The sequence below is a fragment of the Janthinobacterium fluminis genome (assembly GCF_028595325.1).
In the GTDB taxonomy this organism is placed as follows: domain Bacteria; phylum Pseudomonadota; class Gammaproteobacteria; order Burkholderiales; family Burkholderiaceae_D; genus Janthinobacterium; species Janthinobacterium fluminis.
Genome location: NZ_JAQQXR010000017.1, coordinates 11,880 through 33,240 on the forward strand (window position 1 = coordinate 11,880; position 21,361 = coordinate 33,240).

Genomic DNA, 21,361 nt, shown 5'->3' on the forward strand with positions numbered 1-21,361 from the left:
CATGACTACACGTTTACCTTTGCTGCCGCTGGCGCTGGGCCTGATGGCGGCCGCGCCGCTGGCCGGCGCCCAGAACACCGGTTACCAGATGCCGCCGGCGGCGCTGCAGGCCATCGTCGACGCGCCGCGCGCGCCGGTGCTGAACCTGAGCCCGCAACGCAATCTGGCGGCGCTGCTGCAAACGCCGGCGCTGCCCGGCATCAACGAGGTGGCCCAGCCGGAGTTGAAGCTGGCCGGCCTGCGCATCAATCCGCGCACGTATTCCGTGAGCCGCTTTTCCTTCGCCACAGGCTTGAGCCTGCTGGACATCGACACGCAAAAGGAAACCCCCGTCAGCGGCTTGCCGCGCGCGCCGCGCATCGCCGACCTGAGCTGGTCGCCCGACCAGCGCCACCTGGCCTTCAGCCATATCGCCTACTCGGACAAGGGCGCCGGCGTGGAATTGTGGCTGGTCGACGTCGCCACGAAGGTGGCGCGCAAGGTGTCGGCGCAGCCGCTGTCGACGGTCTACGGCCGCGGGTTCTCGTGGATGCCCGACAGTAAGGGCCTGCTGGTCAAGCTGAGGCCGGCCAAGCTGGGCAAGGCGCCGCAGGCGACGGGCATCCCGAGCGGCCCCGCCCTGCAGGACAGCCAGCCGGGCGGCGGCCAGAAGCAGTTGCGCACCTATCCCGACTTGCTCAAGAGCGAGGACGACGCCAAGCTGTTCGACCATTATGTGACGGCGCAACTGGCGCTGATCGACCTGGCCGGCAAGACCCGCCTGCTCGGCCAGCCGGGCCGGTTCGCCGGCGTCGCCGTGGCGCCGGGCGGCCAGTACCTGCTCACCACCAGCATCATGCGGCCGTACTCCTACATCGTGCCGGCGTCCAGCTTCGGCAAGCGCGTCGAGGTGCGCGACCTGCAGGGCGCGCTGGTGCACACGGTGGTGAACCGGCCGCTGGAAGAGGGCCTGCCGCCGGGCAATGACGCCGTCAGCGGCGGCGCGCGCGACATTTCCTGGCGCGTCGACGCGCCCGCCACGCTGGTCTGGGCCGAAGCCCAGGACGGCGGCGACCCGGCCCGGGCGGCCGAGATCCGCGACATCGTCTACACCCAGGCGGCGCCGTTCGCGGCGGCGCCGGCCGTGCTGGCCAAGCTCGCCACGCGCTACGCCGACATCACCTGGGGCCGCGGCGACGTCGCCCTGCTGACCGAGCACTGGTACAAGACGCGCGCGCTGAAGCGCTGGCGCATCGCGCCGGACCAGCCGGGCACGCCGGCCGAGCTGCTCTACGCCGGCTCCTCGGAAGACCGCTACAACGACCCCGGCATGCCCGTCACGCGGGCCGACAGCGCCGGCCTGCCGCGCCTGCTGATCGGCCCCGACACGACCATCCTGCTGGACGGCGCCGGCGCCTCGGCCGAGGGCGACCGGCCCTTCGTCGACCGCCTGAGCTTGACGACGAAGAAGAAGGAGCGGCTGTTCCAGAGCGCCGCGCCCTACTATGAAAACGTGGTCGCCGTGCTCAACGACGACGGCAGCCGCCTGCTGTCGACGCGCGAATCGCCGACCGAGCGGCCGAACTACTATGTGCGCAACCTGAAGCAGACGGGCGAGGCGCAACTGACGGCGCTGACGCATTTCGCGCACCCGACGCCGCAACTGAAGGACGTGCAGAAGGAGCAGATCCGCTACAAGCGCGCCGACGGCGTCGACCTGACGGCGACCCTGATGCTGCCGCCCAACTACGACGCCAAGCGCGACGGGCCGCTGCCGATGCTGATGTGGGCCTACCCGCAGGAATTCAAGTCGGCCAGCGCGGCCAGCCAGACCACCGGCTCGCCGTTCCGCTTCAACGGCGTCAGCTACTGGGGGCCGGCGGCCTTCCTGGCGATGGGTTACGCGGTGCTCGACAACCCGTCCTTCCCCATCGTCGGCAAGGGCGACGAGGAGCCGAACGACAGCTACCTGCCGCAACTGGTGGCGGACGCCCAGGCGGCCGTCGACGAGGTGGTGCGGCGCGGCGTGGCCGAGCGCCACCGCATCGCCATCGGCGGCCACTCGTATGGCGCCTTCATGACGGGCAACCTGCTGGCGCACACGCGCCTGTTCCGCGCCGGCATCGCCCGCAGCGGCGCCTATAACCGCACGCTGACGCCGTTCGGCTTCCAGTCGGAGGAGCGGCCGTTCTGGAAGGCGCAGGAGGTGTACCAGGCCATGTCGCCGTTCAACAACGCCGACAAGATCAAGGACGCGCTGCTGATGATACACGGCGAGCAGGACAACAACTCGGGCACCTTCCCGATCCAGAGCGAGCGCATGTTCCAGGCCATCAAGGGCTTGGGCGGCACGGCGCGCCTGGTGATGTTGCCCAACGAAAGCCACGCCTACCGCGCGCGCGAGTCGATCATGCACATGCTCTACGAGAGCAACAACTGGCTCGACAAGTATGTGAAGAACGCCAAGCCCTGAGACGGCCGCGGCGCGGGCGGCCCGAGCTCGTCCGCGCCGCGGCGCGCAGCCTTGTGTTCGGCAAGGGCGCGCGCTCCCGGCTCATGTTAATGTCATATTTTCATCGATAGGAGCAAAGACCATGGAGCCAGTTGTCATCCACGCCCACCGCGCGCCGGACCCGGCGCCGGTCGACGACCCCGTGCCGGAACCCCATCCGCACCCGTATCCGGCGCATCCGGTGCCGCAAGACGATCCGGTGCCGGACCCCAACCCCAGTTGAAAGTGATTTCTAATGGCAATAATCAAGGATGAATACACCCGCAAAGTCAGCGGCGAGTCATTTGAGTACGAGCTCGACTACAGCACCGGCACGGACGTGGCCTGGATCGCGCGGGTCTACCGCGACGGCGAGCTGAAAGGCTCGCCGCACGGCGCGCTGACCGGCAACGTGCTGGCTGGCGTGGCCTTGCAGCAATACCTGATCGGCTACGTCGAAGGCATGATAGAGCGCGGCCTCGACGTCGCGGAGTAACGCTGGGGACAGACCACGATTTTCGTGAGACAGTTTCCCGGAAATCGTGGTCTGTCCCCGGCTGTTTAGTCGAAGGCCCAGGTGTAGAGGACGTCGAGGGCGTTGTTGGTGCCGGTCTGGAATTGCAGGGTGATGCGCGGATTGAGTTTGTAGCGCAGTTTGACCAGGCTGGACGCCGACGCCGTGCCTTGTTCGAAGCTCAGGTAGGCGCGCCGCGACAGGCGCTTGCCGACCGTGACGACGGTGTTTTCCAGGCCTTTGGCGGGCGCCGATCCGGGCGCCTGCGACAGGCCCACTTCGTCCAGCCCCAGGGTGCTGGCCAGGCGCGCTTGCAGGCCGCCGCCGCTGCCGCCGAACAGCGCGCCGGCGGCCGTCGTCAGCAGGCCCAGTTCGTTGCCGGCGCTGCCCTCGGTGCCGTGGCCGAGCACCAGCCAGGCCAGTTTTTCGCTGTCGGAAACAGCCGGTATCGACACCAGTTTCGCCGTCGGCGCCTGGGCCGTGCCGCGCACTTCGACGCCGGCCTCGACGTTGCTCTCGGAGAGGGCTTCGCCTTCCGGGCGCTTGCGCACGGCCAGGATGTTCAGGCCGGGGTTGTCGTAGGCGCCGGTGAAGTTCAGCAGGCCGTGCTCGATCCGCAGCTTTTGTCCGTAGGCCGTGTAGGTGCCGCTGGCGACGCGGATGCCGCCGACGACGCGCGGCGCGCGCCGGTCCTGCACGCGCAGTTGCACGCCGCCGGCCAGTTGCGCGTCGAGCCCCTTGCCTTTCAGCTGGAAGGCGTCGCCGAGGTCGGCTTCGAGGTCGATGTTCAGCGGCAGGCTGGGCGCCGGCTTCGGCCCGGGCGGCACGCCGCCCTTGCCCAGCACGACCACGTCTTCGCTTTGCGTCGGCGTGTCCTGCGCCGCCAGTTCGATCAGGGCCCGGTCGACCTTGAACTTGCCTTCCAGGCGGAAGCGTTTCTGGTCGCGCAGCAGGGTGCTCTGGCCACTCAGCACCAGGGTGCGGTCGGGCCGCGCCTGCGCCAGCAGCTTGTCGGCCACCAGCTTCAATTCCATGCTGGCCTCGGCGTTGGCGAAACGCAGCCAGCCGTCGGCGCGGACCTTGCCTTCGCCGCCGTCGAAGCTGAGGCGCTGCAGTTGCAACTGGTCGCCGCCCAGTTTGGCCTGCAATTGGCCGTTGCGCAGTTTTAAGCCCTGTTCGGCCCAGTTGACGACGAGTTTGTCGCCGCTGATGTCGCCGCCCAGCAGCGGCGCGGCGATGCTGCCGGCGCCCGTCACGGCCAGTTTCAGCGCGCCGTCCAGTTCCAGTCCCGGCTGGCCGCTCAGCGGCGCCAGCCAGGCCAGCGAGGCCATGTCGGCGCTGCCGTTCAGCGTCAGCGCGCTGTCGGCGCCGATGCGCCCCTGCGCCAGGTTCACGCTGGCGTCGAGGCGCGCCTGGCCGGCGCGCTTGCCGTCGAACGCGGCTTGCAGGCGCAGCACGTTGTTGAGCACGTCGACGCGGGCGTCCAGCGCGCGCAGGCCCAGCGCCAGCGGCGTGTCGTTGCCGACGCTGACGTCGCCCTGTTCGCGGAAGACGTGCAGCATGCCGGCCAGCGCCGGCTGGGGCGCGCCCGGCGCCGCCGCCTGCAGGCTCAGCGACCATTGCGCGCCCAGCGTCAGGTCGCTGCGGGTGTTGTCGCGCCAGGCCGACGCCAGTTGCGCTAGATAGTTCAGCGGCACGCCGGCCGCCACGCCGGTGCTGCGCCAGCGCGGTCCGGTTTTGTCCAGGCTTTGCAGGCTGACGCTGCCGCCCGGCAGTTGCAGTACCAGCTTGGACAGGGCGAGTTGCTCCGGGTGCAGCAGGGCGGCGGCGCCGGCGTCGGCCGGGCCGGCCAGGCGCAGCGGCGCCGGCGCCTGCAGGGTGAAGGCGAAGCGGCCGCGGTTGGCCAGCGCCTCGATGGCGCCGCTCCAGACGCCGGCGGCGAAGCCTCCCTTGAGGCGGGCGGAGGCGTCGAAGTCGTCGCCGCGGGCCGCCAGTTGCAGCGTGTGCGCGCCCCGCGTGCCGCTGGTCTGCAGGCGGGCGTCGGCGATGTTCAGGCCCGGCCCGCTGTAGCCGCCGATGGCGAGGTCGCCGACGAGCGGGTCGGCCGCGCCCTGGCCGCTGCCGACGTTGGCGCTGGCGCGCAGGCCGTCGATCTGGTGCTGGCCGAACAGGCGCAAGTGCTTGCCGTCGAGCGTGGCGTTGAGGGCCGGCGCGGCCAGGCCGCCGGACAGCGCGCCGGCGCCGCGCAGCGCGCCGCCGAACTGGCCGCCGAGGACGTTCAGTTGCGGCGCCTCGAGTTGCCAGTCGAGGCGGTCGGCGGCGGCGCCGAAGCTGCCGCCGGCCCGTATGCGGTTGGCGCCCAGGTGCAGGTCGAGGTCGGCGCTGTCGAGGCGCTTGGCGTTGGCGCTGACTTTGGCGTGGCCCGACAGCGGCGCGTTCGACAGCGTCGACGCCTGCAGCGCCAGGTTCAGGGCCAGGCGCCAGTCGGCGCCGAGGCGGCCGGCGCCGTCGAAGTCGGCGTTGACGCTGCCGGCCGGGTAGGGGCCGAACGCGGCCGGGTTGAAGCGCTGCGCCGTGCCGCGCACGCTCAGTTCGGGCGTGCGCTGCGGGCCGGCCAGCGCGAGCTCGCCGTTGGCGTGCAGCAAGCTGTCGGCGACGGGGCGTTTGGCGGCCGCCAGGCCGAGGCCGCGGGCGTCGGCGCTGAAGCTGCTGCGCGGCGCCGCCATGCTGCCGGAGAGGACGCCGTTGGCCGTCAGCGCGCCGAGCAGTGCGTCGTCGGCCGCGGCCAATTGTCTGGCGTCGACGCGCCAGCTCAGGCTGGCGCCGGGTGCGCCGAAGTTGCCGCGCACTTCCAGCGTGTTCTGGCCCAGCGCCACTTTGGCGTCGACGCCGCTGATGTGGCTGGCCTCGGCCGTCAGCTTGCCGGCGCCCGTCAGCGCCTGGTTCAGCAGGCGGCTGGGGCGCAGCGCGAAGTCGCCGTTGAGCAGCCATTGCGGCGCCAGCCGGCCGGCCACGCGGATGTCGGCGTTCAGGTCGGCCACCGGATAGTCGCCGAAGTCGGCCGGATTGAAGCGGCTGGCGCTGGCGCTGGCCTTGAATTCTTCCTTGTCCCTCAGGCTCAGCTGGCCCGTCAGCGCGACGCTGCCCTTGCCGGCCTGCAGCCGCGCCTGCCGCACCTGCAGCAGTGCGTCGGCCATGCTGGCCTGCACGTCGAGGCGCAGGCCGTCCTGCGCCAGCAGCGCCGTCAGCGTGTGTACCTTGCCGTTGCTGCCGAGCCGGATGTCGCCGGCGATTTTCGTGCTGTTGATGCTGCCGTGGATGGCCTTCAGGTCGATGCCCCGGGTGTGCAGCGCGAACGCGGCCTGCTCGACGGGGGCCTCGGCGCCGCTGCGGCCGATGGTGCCGCCGCCGCTGAAGGTGCCGGCGGCGCCGAAGTCGAGCAGCGCGGATTCGATCGTCGTGGCCGTCAGCGTGCCGCCGACGCGGGCCTCGGCGCTGCGCAGCGGCAGGCGCTGCTGGTCGAGCGGGCCGGCCGGCGCGTCGTTGTGGATGGCCAGTTTGCCGCTGACGGCCTGTTTGGCGTCAATGCTCGCCGTCAGCTCGACGCGCAGCGCGGCTTGCGGCATGGCGGCGTCGAAGTGGCGCGGATCGATGCCGCGGCCCTTGATGTCGGCCGCGCGCACGATCACGGCGTCGAAGGGGGCCAGGCTCAGCACGGCGTCGCCGCTGGCCGGGCCGGCGCTGCCGCTGGCGCGCACGTCGAGCAGGGCCAGGCTGCCGGCCAGCGTCGCCTTCAGCGTGGCCGGCTGGCCGCCGGCCGGCGCCGTGGCCTGGCTCAGGCTGGCCTGGCCGGTCAGCGCGAAGGGGCTGGCGGCGGCGATGCTGGCGCTGGCCGTGGCCAGGCCCCACGGCGTCGTCGCGGCGGCGTCCCGCACGCGCCAGCCGCGCCGGTCGCCGGCCAGTTTGAAGCGCAGCGCCGACAGCGTGGTGCGGGCGGCGCCGTTGACGATGGTCAGGCGGCCCAGGCGGGCGTCGGCGATGCCGAGCTGGAAGGGTGGCGTGATGCTCGTCGGCAGCACCGACGGCGTCGACGGGCCGACGCTTTCGACCACCAGGGCGGCCACGCGCAGTTCGCTGATGGCGATGCCCTCGGAGAAATACTGCAGCGGCGACCAACTGATGTCGATGTCGTCGGCCGTCACATGTTCGCTGTCGCTGCGGTAGTCGACGCGGCCCAGGTGCATTTTGCTGTACAGCGAGCCGGACACGCCGCTGACGCTGATCTGGCCGCCGCTGGCGCTGGCGATCTTTTGCACCAGCGCCTGCAGCGTCGCTTCGCGGCCCAGCAGCCACAGCGCGCCGCCCAGCAGCAGGGCCAGGCCGGCGAGGCCGATGAGGACATAGCGCAGCGCGCGGCGGCGGGCGGGAGGGAGGGGCGCGGTGGTGGCGTCGGACATCAGAAAGTGAATCCCAGAGAAAAGTGCAGGCGGTATTTGCGCACGGCGTGGCCGTAGGCTGCGTCGACGTTGATCGGGCCGACCGGGCTCTTGTAGCGCACGCCGACGCCGTAGCCGGATTTCGGGTGCAGCGCCTGGACGCTGTCGGCGGCGTTGCCGGCGTCGTAGAAGACGGCCGCGCCCCAGGTCGGCGTCAGCCAGTGCTGGTATTCGGCGCCGGCCGTGGCCAGGTAGCGGCCGCCGACGGTGGCCTCGCCCTCGCGCACGCCCAGCTCGCGGTAGGCGTAGCCGCGCACGGACTGGTCGCCGCCGGCGCGGAACAGGTAGACGGCCGGTACGCCGGATTTGTCCTTCGAGGCCAGCGCGCCGGCCTCGCCGCGCAGAATGACGGTGCCGCTTTTGCCCAGCGGCCGGTAATACACGAACTTGGCGCTGCCGCGCACGAACAGTTCGTCCGTCAGCAGCGGCAGCAGGGCGCCGCCCAGCTGGGCGTTGACGACGTAGCCGCGGGTGGGGAACAACAGGTTGTCGAGGCGGCGCTTGGTCAGGCCATAGGTCAGTGGCAAGCTTTTGCTCTGGTTGCCGATGCCGCCCTGGATGGTCGTGGTTTCCGTCAGAAACTCCAGCGTGAAGCTGCGTTCCAGCAGCGGCGTGCCCCAGGCCCGCTTCACCGCCACCGTCGCGACGTTGGTGACTTCGTTGGCGATGTCGCTGCGCTCGTAGGAGGCGCCGATGCTGTCGTTATAACCCTGCTGCGTGGTGGGGAAATAAAAGTCGCCGCGCGCCGTCTGCTTCTTCGTCTCCAGCGTCAGCGCGCTCTTGAACTTCAGGCCGAGCAGGCTCAGGTCGTCATAGCTCAGCTGGGCGCGGTTGCCGGTGTTGGTGCTGTAGCCGAGGCCGGCGCTGACGTTCTTGCGCTTGTTCTCGCCGACCCGCACCACCAGCGGCAGCGGCCCCGCGGCGGGGGGGACGGGCGGCTTGGCGGCGCCGGCCTGGGCCTCCCCGGCCGCCCCGATCGGCTCGTTCAACAGGCTGGACAGGTCGGCGCTCACTTCGACGCTGCTGAAATAGCCGGTGTCCTGCAGGCGCGCCTGGTAGGCTTGCAGCGCCGCCTCGCTGTAGTAGTCGCCCGGCTTGATCGGGTTCAGATTGCGCACCACGCTTTCCGGATAGCGCCGCAAGCCTTCGATGCGCAAGGTGCCGAAGCGCAGCTCGGGGCCGCTGTCGAGCACCACGCGCAGCGCGGCGCGGTGGGTTTCCGGATCGACCGTCGCCAGCGTTTCCGTCAGTTGCGCGCGCGGGTAGCGGCTGAGCACCACCTGGCGCAACAGATTGCGCTTGGCCGTCTCCCATTCCTCCTGGCGGAACACCTGCCCCTCGGGCAAGGTCCAGGCCGCGCGCAAGGCCGACGTGTCGAACGGCGTGGCGCCGGCCTGGGACGGGGCGGCGTCGAAACCCTGCAACGCCAGTTCGACCTTGCCGACGAGTACGGCTTCGCCCGGCGCGACGCTCACCGTGACGGTCGGCGTGGCGGCGCCGGCGTCGAGCCGGGCGCTGACCTGCGGCGTGTAGAAGCCGGCCGTGGCCAGCAGCGCCTTGGCCTGTTCCGGCGCGGCCCTGACGAGGCGCTGCAATTGTTCCTTGTCGGTGTGCGGATTGCCCTGGAAACGCACCAGGTCGAGGTTCTTTTCAAGCAGGCTGTCGAGCGGCGCCGGCGCCTCTATCCGCACCGTGTACTGCAGCGCGGCGGCGGCCGTTTCGGCGGCCACGGCGCGCGGCGGCAGGGCCAGCGCGGCGGCGCCGGCGCCGAGCAGCGCGGCCGAGCCCATTGCTTTTGCCAGCACTTGTGCCAGAATTCGTGATCGCGCCGGATTGCCGGCCGCCTGTTGTGCTGGTCTTGCGGGAAACATGTCGCTCCAGGAGGGTAAATGCTCCCCGCATGTTACCGGAATAGACATAGCGATGGCGGACGAATAAGGTTGACACGGCGGCGCCGCGCCGCTTCACACAAGAATTAGAGAAGGAAAAATTATGCTCGCAACTGATACCGCCCTGGTGCTCTTTAGCGGTGGCCAAGACTCCACCACCTGCCTGGCCTGGGCGCTCGAACACTATGCGCGGGTTGAGACGATAGGTTTCGACTATGGCCAGCGCCACGCCATCGAACTGAGCGTGCGCCCGGCCGTGCTGGAGAAAATGCGCGCCCAGTCGCCGCAGTGGGACGGCCGGCTGGGCCAGGACCACATGATCGACCTGTCGCTGATCGCCGCCATTTCCGACACGGCGCTGACGCAGAACGTCGAGATCGCGATGCAGGAAAACGGTTTGCCGAACACGTTTGTGCCGGGGCGCAACCTGCTGTTCATGACGGTGGCGGCCACGCTGGCCTACCGGCGCGGCTTGACGGTGCTCGTCGGCGGCATGTGCGAGACGGATTTTTCCGGCTACCCGGATTGCCGCGACGACACGATGAAGGCCCTGCAGGTGGCGCTGAACCTGGGCATGGCGACCCGCCTGAAGGTGGAAACGCCGCTGATGTGGCTGGACAAGTGCCAGACCTGGGAGCTGGCCGAGCGGCTGGGCGGGGCGGCGCTGGTCGACCTGATCCGCAGCGGCACCCACACCTGCTACCTGGGCGAGCGCGGCCAGTTGCACGACTGGGGCTATGGCTGCGGCAGCTGCCCGGCCTGCGCGCTGCGCGCCCGCGGCTACCAGCAATACGCGGCGGCGCGCGCCGGGGGCTGAACCGGGCCGCCGGCCGCCGCCGGCGGTTTATTTCTTGCGTGAAATTTCCTGCAGCAAAACGAAGGCTTCGTGCTGGATGGCCGCATCGGCGGCCTTCAGCGCCTTGTCCGCCGCGACATAGGCGGGCCGCTTGAGTTCGGTTTTTTCGGCCGCGCTCGGTTTCGGCGCCGCGTCGGCGTAAAAGCTGGGGCCGCTGTTATAGGTCTGGTGCAGCACGCGCTTGCCGTAGCTGCTGCCGTAGAAGCGCGTCATTTCCGTCGCCGTCGCCGTCGTGACGAAGCGCGCCACGGGGGCGGCCAGGCGCCGGTAAACTTCCTCGGGCGCCACTTTCTCCAGCTTGTCCATGACTTCCTGGCGTTGTTTGGGGCTGGCATAACTGCTCATGCCTGCCTTCATGCGCAGCATTTTTTCCGCTTGCATCGCCGCCAGCAAATCCTGCACGGCCTTGATCTGGACCGCGTCGGGCGCGGCGGCGGGGGCCGCCGCCGGCGCCGGCGTGGCCGCGTGGCTCCAGGGCGATACTGCCATCAATCCGGCCAGGGCCAGCACTGTTATCGATTTCATCGCTTGCTTACTCCATGTGGTGCGCGGCGCCATCGCCGCGCAGGCGAGCATCATACGGCGAAATTGATAAAAAATACATGTGCGCCCTTGCCGGCGGCGCGCGCGCCGGCGCCTGTCGCCGTATCGCGACAATTGCCGCGTTGCCAGCGCCGGCGCAGTCACGTACTATTGTTCCCATCCACGGCCGCTGCCGGCCGGGAGCGGCGCTGCGGCGGCCGCCCTGCGACGCCCTGATGCTTCTCCGTACATGTCCGTGACTGTGCCATGAACAAGATCCGTTCCATGCCGCCCGCCGTCGGCGCGATCCAGGACTGGCTGGGGCCGCGTTTCCTGTCCTGCCTGATCCTGTGCGCCTGCCTCGGCTTCACCTACGGCGCCTGGCGCGGCGCCGCCGACGACGCCGAGCGGCAGATGCAAGGTGACTTCGATTTCCGCGCGCGCGAGCTGCTCGGCGCCATCGCCGCGCGCATGCAGACCTATATCCAGGTGCTGTACGGCGTGCAGGGGCTGTACGCCAGCTCCGACTTCGTCGACCGCGCCGAGTTCCGCCACTATCTGTCGCTGCAGCAGATGGCGCAGCACTTCCCCGGCATCCAGGGCATAGGCTACATGCGCCTGGTGCCGCGCGCGCAGCGCGACGCCCACGTCGCGATGGTGCGGCGCGAAGGTTTCCCCGACTATGCCGTCAAGCCCGGCGGCGAGCGCGAGCTGTACGCGCCGGTCGTCTACCTGGAGCCTTTCGACGGCAGCAATCTGCGCGCCTTCGGCTACGACGGCTGGTACGAGCCGGTGCGCCGCGCCACGCTGGAGCGGGCCCGCGACACGGGGCAGGCGACGCTGTCGGCGCGCCTGCGCCTGGTGCAGGATGGCGACGGGCGCGAGCGCGCCGGCTTCCTCGTCGCGCTGCCGGTGTACGACAACCAGCGGGCGCACGCGACGCTGGCGCAGCGCCGCGAGACGATACGCGGCTGGGTTTATGCGCCATTCCACATGGAGGATTTGATGGCCGGGCTGGGCGGCGTGGCGGAGCGCGTGCTCGACCTGGAAATCTACGACGGCGACGCAGTCGCGGCGGCGCGCCGCATGTACGATGGCCAGCCCGGCGCGGCCGCCGGGCTGGCGCGCAGCATGCACCGGCAGATCGACATCGCCGGGCGGCGCTGGACGGTGCTGATCGGCGCCGGCCCCGGCTTCGACCGCTCGGCGGGCGACAAGCCGCGGATCCTGGCCTGGGCCGGCGTGCTGCTCAGCTTCGGCCTGGCGGTGCTGACCTGGCTGCTGGCGCGCAGCCGCGCCGACGCCAGGGCGGCGCTGCGGCAGGCCGACCTGCTGACGGCGCAACGGCGCGCCGGCGAGGCGCGCTTCCGCAGTCTGTACGACAACGCCCCGGTGGCGTTGTGGCAGCAGGACTGGTCGGCCGTGCATGCCGCGCTGGCCGCGCCGGAGCTGGCCGGCGTGGCCGACCTGGCCGACCACCTGCGCCTGCGTCCCGAGCTGGTGGCGCGGCTGGCGGCGCAGGTGCGCATCGTCGGCGCCAACGGGGCCGCGCGGGCGCAGGCGGGCGCCGGCGACGCCGCCGCGGCGCTGAGCCTGGCGCAGAATTTCGACGCGGCCGCGCTGCCGGCGTTCGCCCGCGCCGTCGTCGCGCTGGCCCAGGGCGCCCAGCTGTTCGCCTGCGAGGGCAGCTTCGTGCGCCTGGACGGCGTGGCGCGGCAAAACGAACTGACCTTGCTGGTGATGCCGGGCCACGAGCACAGCCTGGATTTCGTCATTGTCACGACGCTCGACATCACCGAGCGCAAGCGCATGAACGACGAACTGGTGCTGCTGGCGACGACGGACTTCCTGACCGGCCTGCCGAACCGGCGCCAGTTCATGGCCCGGCTGGACGACGAGCACGCGCGCCTGCAGCGCGACATCGACAGTTGCGCGTCGGTGCTGATGCTGGACCTGGACCATTTCAAGACCATCAACGACGGCCACGGCCATGCGGTCGGCGACGCCGTGCTGCGCCACGTGGCGGCGCTGATGCTCGACGGCCACCGCAAGGTCGACACGCTGGGACGCCTGGGCGGCGAGGAGTTCGTCATTCTGCTGCCGGGCACGGACCTGGCGGCGGCCGGCGTGCTGGCCGAGCGCCTGCGCCAGCGCATCGCCGCCACGCCGCTGGAGGTGGCGGGCGGCAGCATCGCCGTCACCGTCAGCATCGGCATCGCGGCGATGCGCCGCGTCGAGGCCGGCTACGATGGCGTGCTGGTGCGCGCCGACAAGGCGCTGTACTGCGCTAAAAAGGGCGGGCGCAACCGCGTCGAAACGGAGGGCGGCGCCGAACTGGGGCTGGCCGCCTCCTCGTAGCGCCAGTTAGCGCCGGTTCTGTTTGCGGCCGCGGGCGGCGAGCAGCAGCAGGATTGCCAGCGGAATCAGCAGCGGCAGCAGGAAGGGCGTGACGATGGCCGCCAGCAGCGCGCCGAACAGGGCGATCAGGCCGACCATCAGCGCGCCGAGGCCGGCGCAGACGGCGCCGACGCAGACGGCGGCGATGCCCAGGCCCAGCAGCGCCGCCAGCAGGCCGCCGCCGGCGAACAGCAAGCCGGCAAGGGCGCCGAGGGGGCCGTCGATGGTCTCGCCGTCCCAGTTGACGTTGACGTCGCCGACATCGAGCAATTGCAGGACGCCGATGGCGAGCAGGATGATGGCGACGATGGGCAGGGTCTTTTTCATGGCGGGCCTTTGGCTTGGACAAGTGGATGGCGTGGACATGCTGGCACTGTAGCGGCGCCGCCCTGGCGCGGCCAGCGGCGTGCGACAGGCGGGCCGTTTCGCGGCATGGGGCGGGCCGGCGGCCGACCGGCGGCGCGCCGATGCAAATTTCACCTTGCATTAAATGAATTGCTGCCTATACTGAAACTCCACTTCCGAAGGGAGGGTAAGATGCTTTTGAGTGTGCAAATAGAGGGTCAACCGATATCCTCAGAAACTGGTCGTTTGCTGCGCCGTTGCGGCGCCGGGCACTACCGCGCGGGGCCAAAAGGTGCGCCGCCGGCCATTCCACCGATTATCATCACCCCGTTCAGCTACCAGTCGCCGGCGCCGGCCATTGACCCGCGCCGTCCGCCGCCCAGTCCGCCGGTGGCGCCGCCGGCACGGCCGTCGATGTCGCTCGAATACGCCTGATCGCCGCGCCCGGCCGTCCCTCGCCGGGGGCCGCCCCGGCGCGGCGCGGTCGGGCGCGCCCGAGGCGGGCGCGGGCCGGCAATTTGGTCTATCATGTCAGCCCCCATCTTTCAGACATGAGCACGCCACATGAGCACCGACAATCCCGATTTCCCCGAGCCGGACGACGACGCCAAGATCCAGGAACCGCGCCTGTGGGTAGGCAACGGCTGGACCGCGCGCGTGATCAAGAACGACGAGGACGAGGGCTGGGCGGTGGCGATGATCAAGGATGGCGAGCCGGAACCGGCGCTGGTCGGTCCGTGGACGATGGGGCGCGACAAGAAGAATCCGAAGCCGCTCGACGTCAACGCCTTTAATACGCTGGTCAAGACGGCGTCGGAAGTGCTGCGCCGCCACGAGCAGCAATTGCACGCGCAGTTGCACAAGAGCCTGTATGTCAGCATGGCGGACGGCCAGATCAAGGTCATGCTCGACATCGTGCCGGACGAGGACCATCCATACGCGATGCTGAGCGCCTACGACCAGGACGGCGAGGAATTGGCCAAGGTGCGTACCTCGGCCGCCTTCAAGCTCAGTGCGAGCAGCGCCGCCGCGTGGATCGAGAACGATTACCGTAAGCCGTAAAGCGGCGGCGCCCTAGCCCGGATATTTCGTCAGTAGCGGTCGGCGGCCTCGTGCCGAAGGCGTTGTTACAGGTGACCAAGCCAATAAACAAGCGAAAACCGCCGATGCCAAATTGCACCGTTGAATCAATCAAAATGGGTAGGGTGGGACGGCGCGTAATCGAGGCGGCAAATCTATGGACTGTGCTGCGGCTGGCAGGATGTATGCGGCCACAATGTGCTGCGGCGCGATCTGGCCATGCAAACGGCGGTGGGCGGGGCCGACGATCTGGCTTCGGCACCGACGCGGCACATCAAGGAAGCCCAGCTCGACTTGTCCTGAAGCGTGTCCAGTGGATGCAACAAGAGTTCAAGGCCAAAGGAATCAGGTACACGTTAGTGGCCTGGCCGAACTAACCAAGCTCGCATGTTATAAGTGGCTGGTTCCAGAGTACGAGGCACGGCCAACTTTACAGCTGATTCATGAAAAAAACGCAGCTGTTCAGGCTATTTTGTCTATAAGGACACTTCTGCCGCGTCGGCGCGCAGTCAAAGGCTTTGAGGAGGACGTGTTCGCGTTGTTGCCCTGCGCGCTACAGGTTAGGCTGGCGGCATCTTTTCAAGTGCGTCCGCGGCGGCAAGCAGGCCGCCCAAAATTTTATCGGCAACCTTTTCGGAAAAACCCACAGGAAGCTCGCCGCGGACCTTGTCTACAATTGCGGGCGTGCGGGCAATGAAATCTTGCAGCAGCGGCTCTGCGTTAGCGCCATAGCCGACCTCTTTTGCAGTGCTGTTGAAGTGGCGCCGCTGGATGCTGTGCGCCAGATAATGGCGATTGTTCCCCGGGAGCGCCATCGCCATCTTGAGCTTACGTTCTGTCCACTGGTTGGGACCGGGGCCGATAACGGGATACCCCGACATCACATCATAAATAGGCGTCAATTGGAACCGGCCCGCACCCGCGAGTAGCTGGATACTGAAGTTCTTGGCGTGGCCGTCTGGCGCGCGCAGCATCCAAAACAGCAGTTGCGATGCCATGAGCGTGCGCATGTCTGCGTCACGCTCCCGCGATTGCTGCAGCAGAGTGAACATCTGTTTTAACCCCGGTCCGCCGTCATTTTCGTATTTCAGCAGCGGGGATGTTCCCGTCGCCTGGCAAAAGTCTTCCTGGACGAGCCGGAACAGCTGCTCCCCGTTGGCCGAACGCCTGCGGTCGAATCGCTCGACGACAAGCACCCGTTGCGTGCCGAACGTCGCAATCTCGGCATTTGCCGTAGGCAGCCCATATTCCTTGAACAGGCGCAGGCACAGCCATTCATTATCGACCGAGCTTGAGAAGTCCGCCCGTTTCCCGCCGACCATTCCGATGGGGAGCTTGAAGATGTGCGTCGTCGGCGTGGCGCCACGCGGCTTCAGCCATTTTCCATCCCACCAGAGGAATGCGTCCTTTTCTTGCGCGCCGGCCAGCGAAATCCGGAAGTCGTCGTCGGGGTCTTCCGGGGCGCCATGGTGCGCCATGTTCACGACTTCGAGCAGGTGCCGCTCGATGGCATCCTCGTCGACCGCGACACCATCGACCTGGCCAAGTCCTTCGGGTTTTCCGCCTTCAGGCAGCAGCTGCAAGGCACCGACACAGTCCCGGCCAACTGCGGCGAGAAGGTCGAAAGGGGCGAGCGAGCCAGTCTTGAACCGAGTCGCAACCCGCCTCCGAATGATGTCGCTGTCCGGCAGCAAGCCCTCGAAGTAGCTCGAAACATTGGCGCCCTTAAGCGGCTCATTGCGCAGGTTGAACGGCAACGACAGCGAGATGGGGCGGCCAACCTTGGCGCCGCGCCAGCCGGCGTCGTACGCCAGTTCGGAGTCCCCGTTGGCGTTGACCGTCCATCGGCCGACATAGTCGCCATTGGCCCAGAGGTGAAGTGTTTGGCTATGCGAGCGGCGACCCATCGCTACCACTCCGCCGAGCTGCTGGCGGTGGATGTGTCGCGCTCTCCCAAGTGCAACTCCAACTCGAGCGCCGAGCACCAGCTGAGCAGTTGCTTGACGCTGATTTCGTCGGCATGGCTTTCAAGGTACGAAATTCGATTCTGGCTCAAGCCGAGCTGGGTCGCCACCGCAGCCTGGGTGAGTTTGTGCCGCTTGCGCGTCGATACGAGCAGCTGGCCGAGCTGTGAGGCGGTGAGCAGAAGATGGTTGGAAGGCGCAAACGACATATCGAATATCCGCTATTCAGATAAATAAATTTTAGCCGGTTTCCAGATAAAGTCAATATAGCCGAATAACGGATATATCGAGAATAGCTGGAAAACGGATAAAGCGACTTCGTCCGCGTCAAGCTGCTCAAGATGGGCGCGGCCGTCGTGCGCAACACAGCCGCCCCCATCGCACTTCTGCCCTTCGGTTTGACGACTGGTGAAATATCCGGGCTAGGTTGGCGCCGCCACCGTCGCTTGGCTGGTCGCGGCGCCGGCCGGCCTGGCCGCAAGCGCGCCCGCGTCCTCCTCCCGGCGGTAGGCGAGCCGGTACAGCAGCGGCAGCACCAGCAGCGTCAGCGCCGTCGACGACAGGATGCCGCCGATGACGACGGTGGCCAGCGGCCGCTGCACCTCGGCACCGGTGCCGGTGGCGATCGCCATCGGCACGAAGCCCAGCGAGGCCACCAGCGCCGTCATCAGCACCGGCCGCAGCCGCGTCAGCGCGCCCTCGACGATGGCCTCGTGCAGCGTGCGGCCCTCGTCGCGCAACTGGCGGATGAAGGCGATCATCACCAGGCCGTTCAGCACGGCCACGCCGGACAGGGCGATGAAGCCGACGGCCGCCGAGATCGACATCGGGATGCCGCGCAGGCACAGCGCGACGATGCCGCCCGTGAGCGCGAACGGTATGCCGCTAAACACCAGCAAGCCATCCTTCAATTTGCCGAACATGGCGAACAGCAGCATGAACACCAGCAGCAGCGCCAGCGGCACGACGATCTGCAGGCGCCGCGTGGCCGACTGCAACTGCTCGAACTGGCCGCCCCAGCTGGTCCAGTAGCCGGCCGGCACCTTCACCTGCTGGCCGATCTGCCGCTCGGCGTCGGCGACGAAGGAGCCGATGTCGCGCCCGCGCACGTTGGCGCTGATGACGATGCGGCGCTTGCCATCCTCGCGGCTGATCTGGTTCGGCCCCGGCGCCAGCGCCAGGCTGGCCACCTCGGCCAGCGGGATGAAGCTGGCGCGGCCCTCGCCCTTGGGCAGGGCCACCGGCAGGCGCTTCAGTTGTTCGAGGTCGTTGCGCAGGTTTTCCGGCAGGCGCACGACGATGTCGAAGCGCCGGTCGCCCTGGAACAGCGTGCCGGCCTGCTGGCCGCCGATCGCCGTCGCCACCGTGTTCTGCACGTCGGCGATGTTCAGGCCGTAGCGGGCGCTCTGCTCGCGGTCGATGTTCACCGTCAGCATCGGCAGGCCGCCGGTCTGTTCCACCTTGACCTCGGCGGCGCCGCCGACCTTGCCCAGCGCGGCCGCGATCTGCGCCGCCGTCGCCTCGAGCACGGCCGTGTCGTCGCCGAACAGCTTGACGGCGACGTCGCTGCGCACGCCCGAGATCAGCTCGTTGAAGCGCAGCTGGATCGGCTGCGAGAACTCGTAGTTATTGCCCGGCAAGCCGTTCGCCGTCGCCTCGATCTCGGCCAGCAGCGTCTCGCGGCTCTTCTCCGGCCGCGGCCAGGCGGCGCGCGGCTTCAGCATGATGTAGCCGTCCGAGATATTCGGCGGCATCGGGTCGGAGGCGATTTCGGCCGTGCCGGTGCGGGCGAACACGCGGGCGATCTCGGCGTGGTTTTTCATCAGCGCGCGCTCCAGTTGCTGCTGCATCGCCAGCGATTGCGTCAGGCTGGTGCCGGGGATGCGCAGCGCCTGGATGGCGATGTCGCCCTCGTTCAGGCTGGGCACGAACTCGCTGCCCATGCGCGTCGCCAGCAGCCCGGACAGGAGCACGGCGACGGCCGCGAAGGCCAGCACCACCGGCGTGTTGCGCATCGCCCGGTCGAGCGCCGGGCCATACCAGCGCTTGGCGGCGAGCATCAGCACATTGTCCTTCTCGGCCACGCGGGCGCCGATGAACAGGGCGACGGCGGCCGGGATGAAGGTGATCGACAGCAGCATCGCGCCCAGCAGGGCGATCACCACCGTCAGCGCCATCGGCGTGAACATGCGCCCCTCGACGCCGGTCAGCGCGAAGATCGGCAGGTAGACGACCATGATGATGAGCTGGCCGTACAGCAGCGGGCGGCGGGCTTCCCGCGAGGCGGCGAACACTTCGTGGTAGCGCTCGGCGAGGCTGAGCGGGCGGCCGCGCGTCTGCTGGGCGTGGGCCAGGCGGCGCACGCAGTTTTCGACGATGACGACGGCGCCGTCGATGATGATGCCGAAGTCCAGCGCGCCCAGGCTCATCAGGTTGGCGCTGACGTGGTAGCCGACCATGCCGGTGAAGGTGAACAGCATGGCCAGCGGAATCACCATGGCGGCGATGACGGCGGCGCGGATATTGCCGAGGAAGAGGAAGAGGATGGCGATGACGAGCACGGCGCCTTCCAGCAGGTTCTTCTTGACGGTGCCGATGGCCTTGTCGACCAGCACGGTGCGGTCGTAGACGGTGACGGCGTGGACGCCCTCGGGCAGCGTGCGGTTGATGTCGAGCATCTTCTTGTCGACGGCTTGCGAGACGCTGCGGCTGTTTTCGCCGATCAGCATGAAGACCGTGCCGAGCACCACCTCGCGGCCGTTCTCGGTGGCGGCGCCGGTGCGCAGCTCGCGGCCGATGCCGACGTCGGCGACGTCGCCGACGCGGATCGCCACGCCCTCGACGTGCGACAGGATGATGTTGCGGATGTCGTCCATCGAGCGCACCTGGCCGGGCGCGCGTATCAGCAGCTGCTCGCCGCGCTTTTCGATGTAGCCGGCGCCGACGTTGCCGTTGTTGCGCTCCAGCGCCGTGACGATGTCCTGCAGGCTCAGGCCGTAGGAGGCGAGCTTTTCCGGCAGCGGCGCGACCTGGTATTCCTTGGCGTAGCCGCCTATCGAATTGATCTCGGTGACGCCGGCGACGTTGCGCAGCTGCGGCTTGATGATCCAGTCCTGGATTTCGCGCAGGTCGGTCGGCGTGTACGGCGTGCCGTCGGCCTTCTTCGCGCCGTCCTTGGCCTCCACTGTCCACAGGTAGATTTCGCCGAGGCCGGTGGAAACCGGCCCCATCGCCGGCGCGCTGCCGGCCGGCAGCCTGTCCCTGGCCTGCTGCAGGCGCTCGTTGATCATCTGGCGCGCGAAGTAGATGTCGGTGCCGTCCTTGAAGATCACCGTCACCTGCGACAGGCCGTAGCGCGACAGCGAACGGGTTTGTTCCAGGTTCGGCAGGCCGGCCATCGCCGTCTCGATCGGGAAGGTGACGCGCTGCTCGGTTTCCAGCGGCGAGTAGCCGGGGGCGGCCGTGTTGACCTGCACCTGCACATTGGTGATGTCGGGAACGGCGTCGATCGGCAGTTTCTGGTAGTTGTAGATGCCCAGCGCGGCCATCGCGGCGACGGCCAGCATGACCAGCCAGCGCTGCTCGATGGCAAAGCGTATCAGTCGTTCAAACATGGTGGTTTGCCCTTCGCATCAGTGTTCGTGGCCGGCGCTGGCTTTGCCCAGCTCCGACTTGAGGACGAAGCTGCCGGCGGCGGCGTAGTTGGCGCCGGCCGGCAAGCCCTTGAGGATTTCGACCAGCTTGCCGTCGCTGCGGCCCAGCGTGACGGGCGTGGCCTGGAAGCCGTCGGCCACCTTGAGGAAAACGGCCGGCTGCCCCTCGACGGTCTGGACGGCGTCGGCGGCGACCGTGACGGCGGCGTCGCTGGCGCCGGCGACCACGTCGACGCTGACGAACAGGCCGGGCCGCCAGGCCATCGCCGGATTGGCCATCGTCACGCGCGCCTTGGCGGTGCGGGTCTGTTCGCCGATCAGCGCGCCGACGTAGGTGATGGTGCCGGCGGCGCTGGCGTCGAAGGCGCTGGCCTTGACGGTGACGCGGCCGCCGACGCGCACCGTGCCCAGGTCCTTGGCCGGCACGGCGATTTCCGCCCACACCGTCGACAGGTCGGAGATGACGAAGATGTTGGCGTCTTCCTTGACGGCCTCGCCCAGCGCGATGTGCTTTTCCAGCACCATGCCGTCGAAGGGCGCGCGGATCGGGTAGCGGTTCAGCGGGCCGTTGCCGCCGGCGTCGGCGCCCAGCGCGCTGAGCTTCTGGCCGGCGTTGCGCACGGCGATTTCCGCCTCCTGCATCGCCTGGCGCGCCTGCAGGTAGTCCTGTTCGGCGGAGATTTTCTCCTGCCACAGCTTGTGCTCGCGCTCGTAGGTCGAGCGCGCCAGCGCCAAGCGCCTTTGCGCCGACAGCAATTCGCTGCGCTGCTCGGACAGGGCGGTGCTGGCGATGACGGCCAGCACCTGGCCCTTCTTGACCAGTTGGCCGAGGTCGGCGTGGACGCTGTCGACGACGCCGGCCAGGCGCGGCACGACGTGGGCGGTGCGGTCTTCGTTGAAGCGGATTTCGCCGGGCAGGGCGACGCTGCTGGCGATGCGGCCGGGGCCGGCGGCGGCGACGCCGACGCCGGCGGCGCTGATCTGCGCCGCGCTCAATTCGACCTTGCCCTCCTCGTCGTGGTGGGCCTCGGCGGCGGCCGCGGCCGGCTGCGCCTTGGCCGGCGGCGCGGCGGGCGCCGCGCCCAGGATCAGCGCGGCCAGCAGGGCGCCGGCGCCGCAGATGGCGGCGATGGCGATGCCTTGTTTCTTGCTCAGTGGGATGTGCATCGTGTTTT

The 21,361-nt window shown here is 68.8% G+C and carries 14 protein-coding genes; 6 read left to right on the forward strand and 8 right to left on the reverse strand.

Annotation, left to right across the window (positions count from 1 at the left end; all coding sequences use genetic code 11):
* Window position 1: 1 nt before the first annotated feature.
* From OIK44_RS24375 to OIK44_RS24385, 3 genes are all read left to right on the forward strand, one after another.
* Window positions 2-2,452 carry an alpha/beta hydrolase family protein gene (locus OIK44_RS24375; protein WP_273674695.1) on the forward strand — a complete coding sequence of 817 codons (2,451 nt, stop codon included), beginning with the start codon at window positions 2-4 and terminating at the stop codon, window positions 2,450-2,452.
* 121 nt (window positions 2,453-2,573) lie between these two features.
* Entirely contained in the window at window positions 2,574-2,714 is a 141-nt protein-coding gene (locus tag OIK44_RS24380; RefSeq protein ID WP_273674697.1) for a hypothetical protein, read from the forward strand.
* A gap of 12 nt (window positions 2,715-2,726) precedes the next feature.
* Window positions 2,727-2,966 (forward strand): hypothetical protein, encoded by a 240-nt coding sequence (locus OIK44_RS24385; RefSeq protein WP_273674699.1) that lies wholly within the window; start codon window positions 2,727-2,729, stop codon window positions 2,964-2,966.
* Window positions 2,967-3,031: 65 nt separating this feature from the next.
* Here the strand turns inward: OIK44_RS24385 and OIK44_RS24390 are convergent, their stop codons facing one another.
* On the reverse strand, window positions 3,032-7,441 hold the full coding sequence (locus OIK44_RS24390) for a translocation/assembly module TamB domain-containing protein (protein WP_273674701.1): 4,410 nt from the start codon (window positions 7,439-7,441) through the stop codon (window positions 3,032-3,034).
* Window positions 7,441-9,270: an autotransporter assembly complex protein TamA gene (locus OIK44_RS24395; RefSeq protein ID WP_273674740.1), complete on the reverse strand. Its 1,830-nt coding sequence runs from the start codon at window positions 9,268-9,270 to the stop codon at window positions 7,441-7,443. The genes OIK44_RS24390 and OIK44_RS24395 overlap by 1 nt, the downstream gene beginning before the upstream one ends.
* 202 nt (window positions 9,271-9,472) lie before the next feature.
* Between OIK44_RS24395 and queC the strand changes: the two genes are divergently transcribed.
* Window positions 9,473-10,186, forward strand: coding sequence for a 7-cyano-7-deazaguanine synthase QueC (gene queC, locus OIK44_RS24400; RefSeq protein WP_273674703.1), 714 nt, complete (start codon window positions 9,473-9,475; stop codon window positions 10,184-10,186).
* Window positions 10,187-10,213: 27 nt separating this feature from the next.
* Here the strand turns inward: queC and OIK44_RS24405 are convergent, their stop codons facing one another.
* The gene (locus tag OIK44_RS24405; protein WP_273674704.1) at window positions 10,214-10,750 is read right to left on the reverse strand and encodes a hypothetical protein; all 537 of its coding nucleotides are present in this window, start codon (window positions 10,748-10,750) and stop codon (window positions 10,214-10,216) included.
* 264 nt (window positions 10,751-11,014) lie between these two features.
* On the opposite strand from OIK44_RS24405, the gene OIK44_RS24410 reads away from it, so the two are divergent.
* Window positions 11,015-13,105, forward strand: coding sequence for a CHASE domain-containing protein (locus OIK44_RS24410; protein ID WP_273674705.1), 2,091 nt, complete (start codon window positions 11,015-11,017; stop codon window positions 13,103-13,105).
* A 6-nt stretch (window positions 13,106-13,111) separates the two neighbouring features.
* Here OIK44_RS24410 and OIK44_RS24415 read toward each other — a convergent pair whose 3' ends face one another.
* Window positions 13,112-13,471, reverse strand: coding sequence for a hypothetical protein (locus OIK44_RS24415; protein ID WP_273674707.1), 360 nt, complete (start codon window positions 13,469-13,471; stop codon window positions 13,112-13,114).
* Between the two features lie 582 nt (window positions 13,472-14,053).
* Here OIK44_RS24415 and OIK44_RS24420 point away from each other — a divergent pair.
* Entirely contained in the window at window positions 14,054-14,551 is a 498-nt protein-coding gene (locus OIK44_RS24420; RefSeq protein WP_273674708.1) for a hypothetical protein, read from the forward strand.
* 578 nt (window positions 14,552-15,129) lie between these two features.
* Here the strand turns inward: OIK44_RS24420 and OIK44_RS24430 are convergent.
* The 4 genes from OIK44_RS24430 to OIK44_RS24445 all read right to left on the reverse strand — a co-directional run bounded on the left by OIK44_RS24430 (window position 15,130) and on the right by OIK44_RS24445 (window position 21,353).
* Window positions 15,130-16,476 carry a type II toxin-antitoxin system HipA family toxin gene (locus OIK44_RS24430; protein WP_273674709.1) on the reverse strand — a complete coding sequence of 449 codons (1,347 nt, stop codon included), beginning with the start codon at window positions 16,474-16,476 and terminating at the stop codon, window positions 15,130-15,132.
* A 2-nt stretch (window positions 16,477-16,478) separates the two neighbouring features.
* Window positions 16,479-16,742 carry a helix-turn-helix domain-containing protein gene (locus tag OIK44_RS24435; RefSeq protein ID WP_273674710.1) on the reverse strand — a complete coding sequence of 88 codons (264 nt, stop codon included), beginning with the start codon at window positions 16,740-16,742 and terminating at the stop codon, window positions 16,479-16,481.
* A 213-nt stretch (window positions 16,743-16,955) separates the two neighbouring features.
* The gene (locus OIK44_RS24440; RefSeq protein WP_273674711.1) at window positions 16,956-20,147 is read right to left on the reverse strand and encodes a CusA/CzcA family heavy metal efflux RND transporter; all 3,192 of its coding nucleotides are present in this window, start codon (window positions 20,145-20,147) and stop codon (window positions 16,956-16,958) included.
* 18 nt (window positions 20,148-20,165) lie between these two features.
* On the reverse strand, window positions 20,166-21,353 hold the full coding sequence (locus OIK44_RS24445; protein ID WP_273674712.1) for an efflux RND transporter periplasmic adaptor subunit: 1,188 nt from the start codon (window positions 21,351-21,353) through the stop codon (window positions 20,166-20,168).
* Window positions 21,354-21,361 lie beyond the last annotated feature (8 nt).

What these genes read in the sequence shown, in the direction of transcription:
- OIK44_RS24435 (WP_273674710.1), bottom strand. Translation starts at nt 16,742, where the DNA reads ATGTCGTTTGCGCCTTCCAACCATCTTCTGCTCACCGCCTCACAGCTC.
- OIK44_RS24415 (WP_273674707.1), bottom strand. Translation starts at nt 13,471, where the DNA reads ATGAAAAAGACCCTGCCCATCGTCGCCATCATCCTGCTCGCCATCGGC.
- OIK44_RS24395 (WP_273674740.1), bottom strand. Translation starts at nt 9,270, where the DNA reads ATGGGCTCGGCCGCGCTGCTCGGCGCCGGCGCCGCCGCGCTGGCCCTG.
- OIK44_RS24385 (WP_273674699.1), top strand. Translation starts at nt 2,727, where the DNA reads ATGGCAATAATCAAGGATGAATACACCCGCAAAGTCAGCGGCGAGTCA.
- OIK44_RS24375 (WP_273674695.1), top strand. Translation starts at nt 2, where the DNA reads ATGACTACACGTTTACCTTTGCTGCCGCTGGCGCTGGGCCTGATGGCG.
- OIK44_RS24430 (WP_273674709.1), bottom strand. Translation starts at nt 16,476, where the DNA reads ATGGGTCGCCGCTCGCATAGCCAAACACTTCACCTCTGGGCCAATGGC.
- OIK44_RS24420 (WP_273674708.1), top strand. Translation starts at nt 14,054, where the DNA reads ATGAGCACCGACAATCCCGATTTCCCCGAGCCGGACGACGACGCCAAG.
- OIK44_RS24410 (WP_273674705.1), top strand. Translation starts at nt 11,015, where the DNA reads ATGAACAAGATCCGTTCCATGCCGCCCGCCGTCGGCGCGATCCAGGAC.
- OIK44_RS24445 (WP_273674712.1), bottom strand. Translation starts at nt 21,353, where the DNA reads ATGCACATCCCACTGAGCAAGAAACAAGGCATCGCCATCGCCGCCATC.
- queC (WP_273674703.1), top strand. Translation starts at nt 9,473, where the DNA reads ATGCTCGCAACTGATACCGCCCTGGTGCTCTTTAGCGGTGGCCAAGAC.
- OIK44_RS24440 (WP_273674711.1), bottom strand. Translation starts at nt 20,147, where the DNA reads ATGTTTGAACGACTGATACGCTTTGCCATCGAGCAGCGCTGGCTGGTC.
- OIK44_RS24380 (WP_273674697.1), top strand. Translation starts at nt 2,574, where the DNA reads ATGGAGCCAGTTGTCATCCACGCCCACCGCGCGCCGGACCCGGCGCCG.
- OIK44_RS24390 (WP_273674701.1), bottom strand. Translation starts at nt 7,441, where the DNA reads ATGTCCGACGCCACCACCGCGCCCCTCCCTCCCGCCCGCCGCCGCGCG.
- OIK44_RS24405 (WP_273674704.1), bottom strand. Translation starts at nt 10,750, where the DNA reads ATGAAATCGATAACAGTGCTGGCCCTGGCCGGATTGATGGCAGTATCG.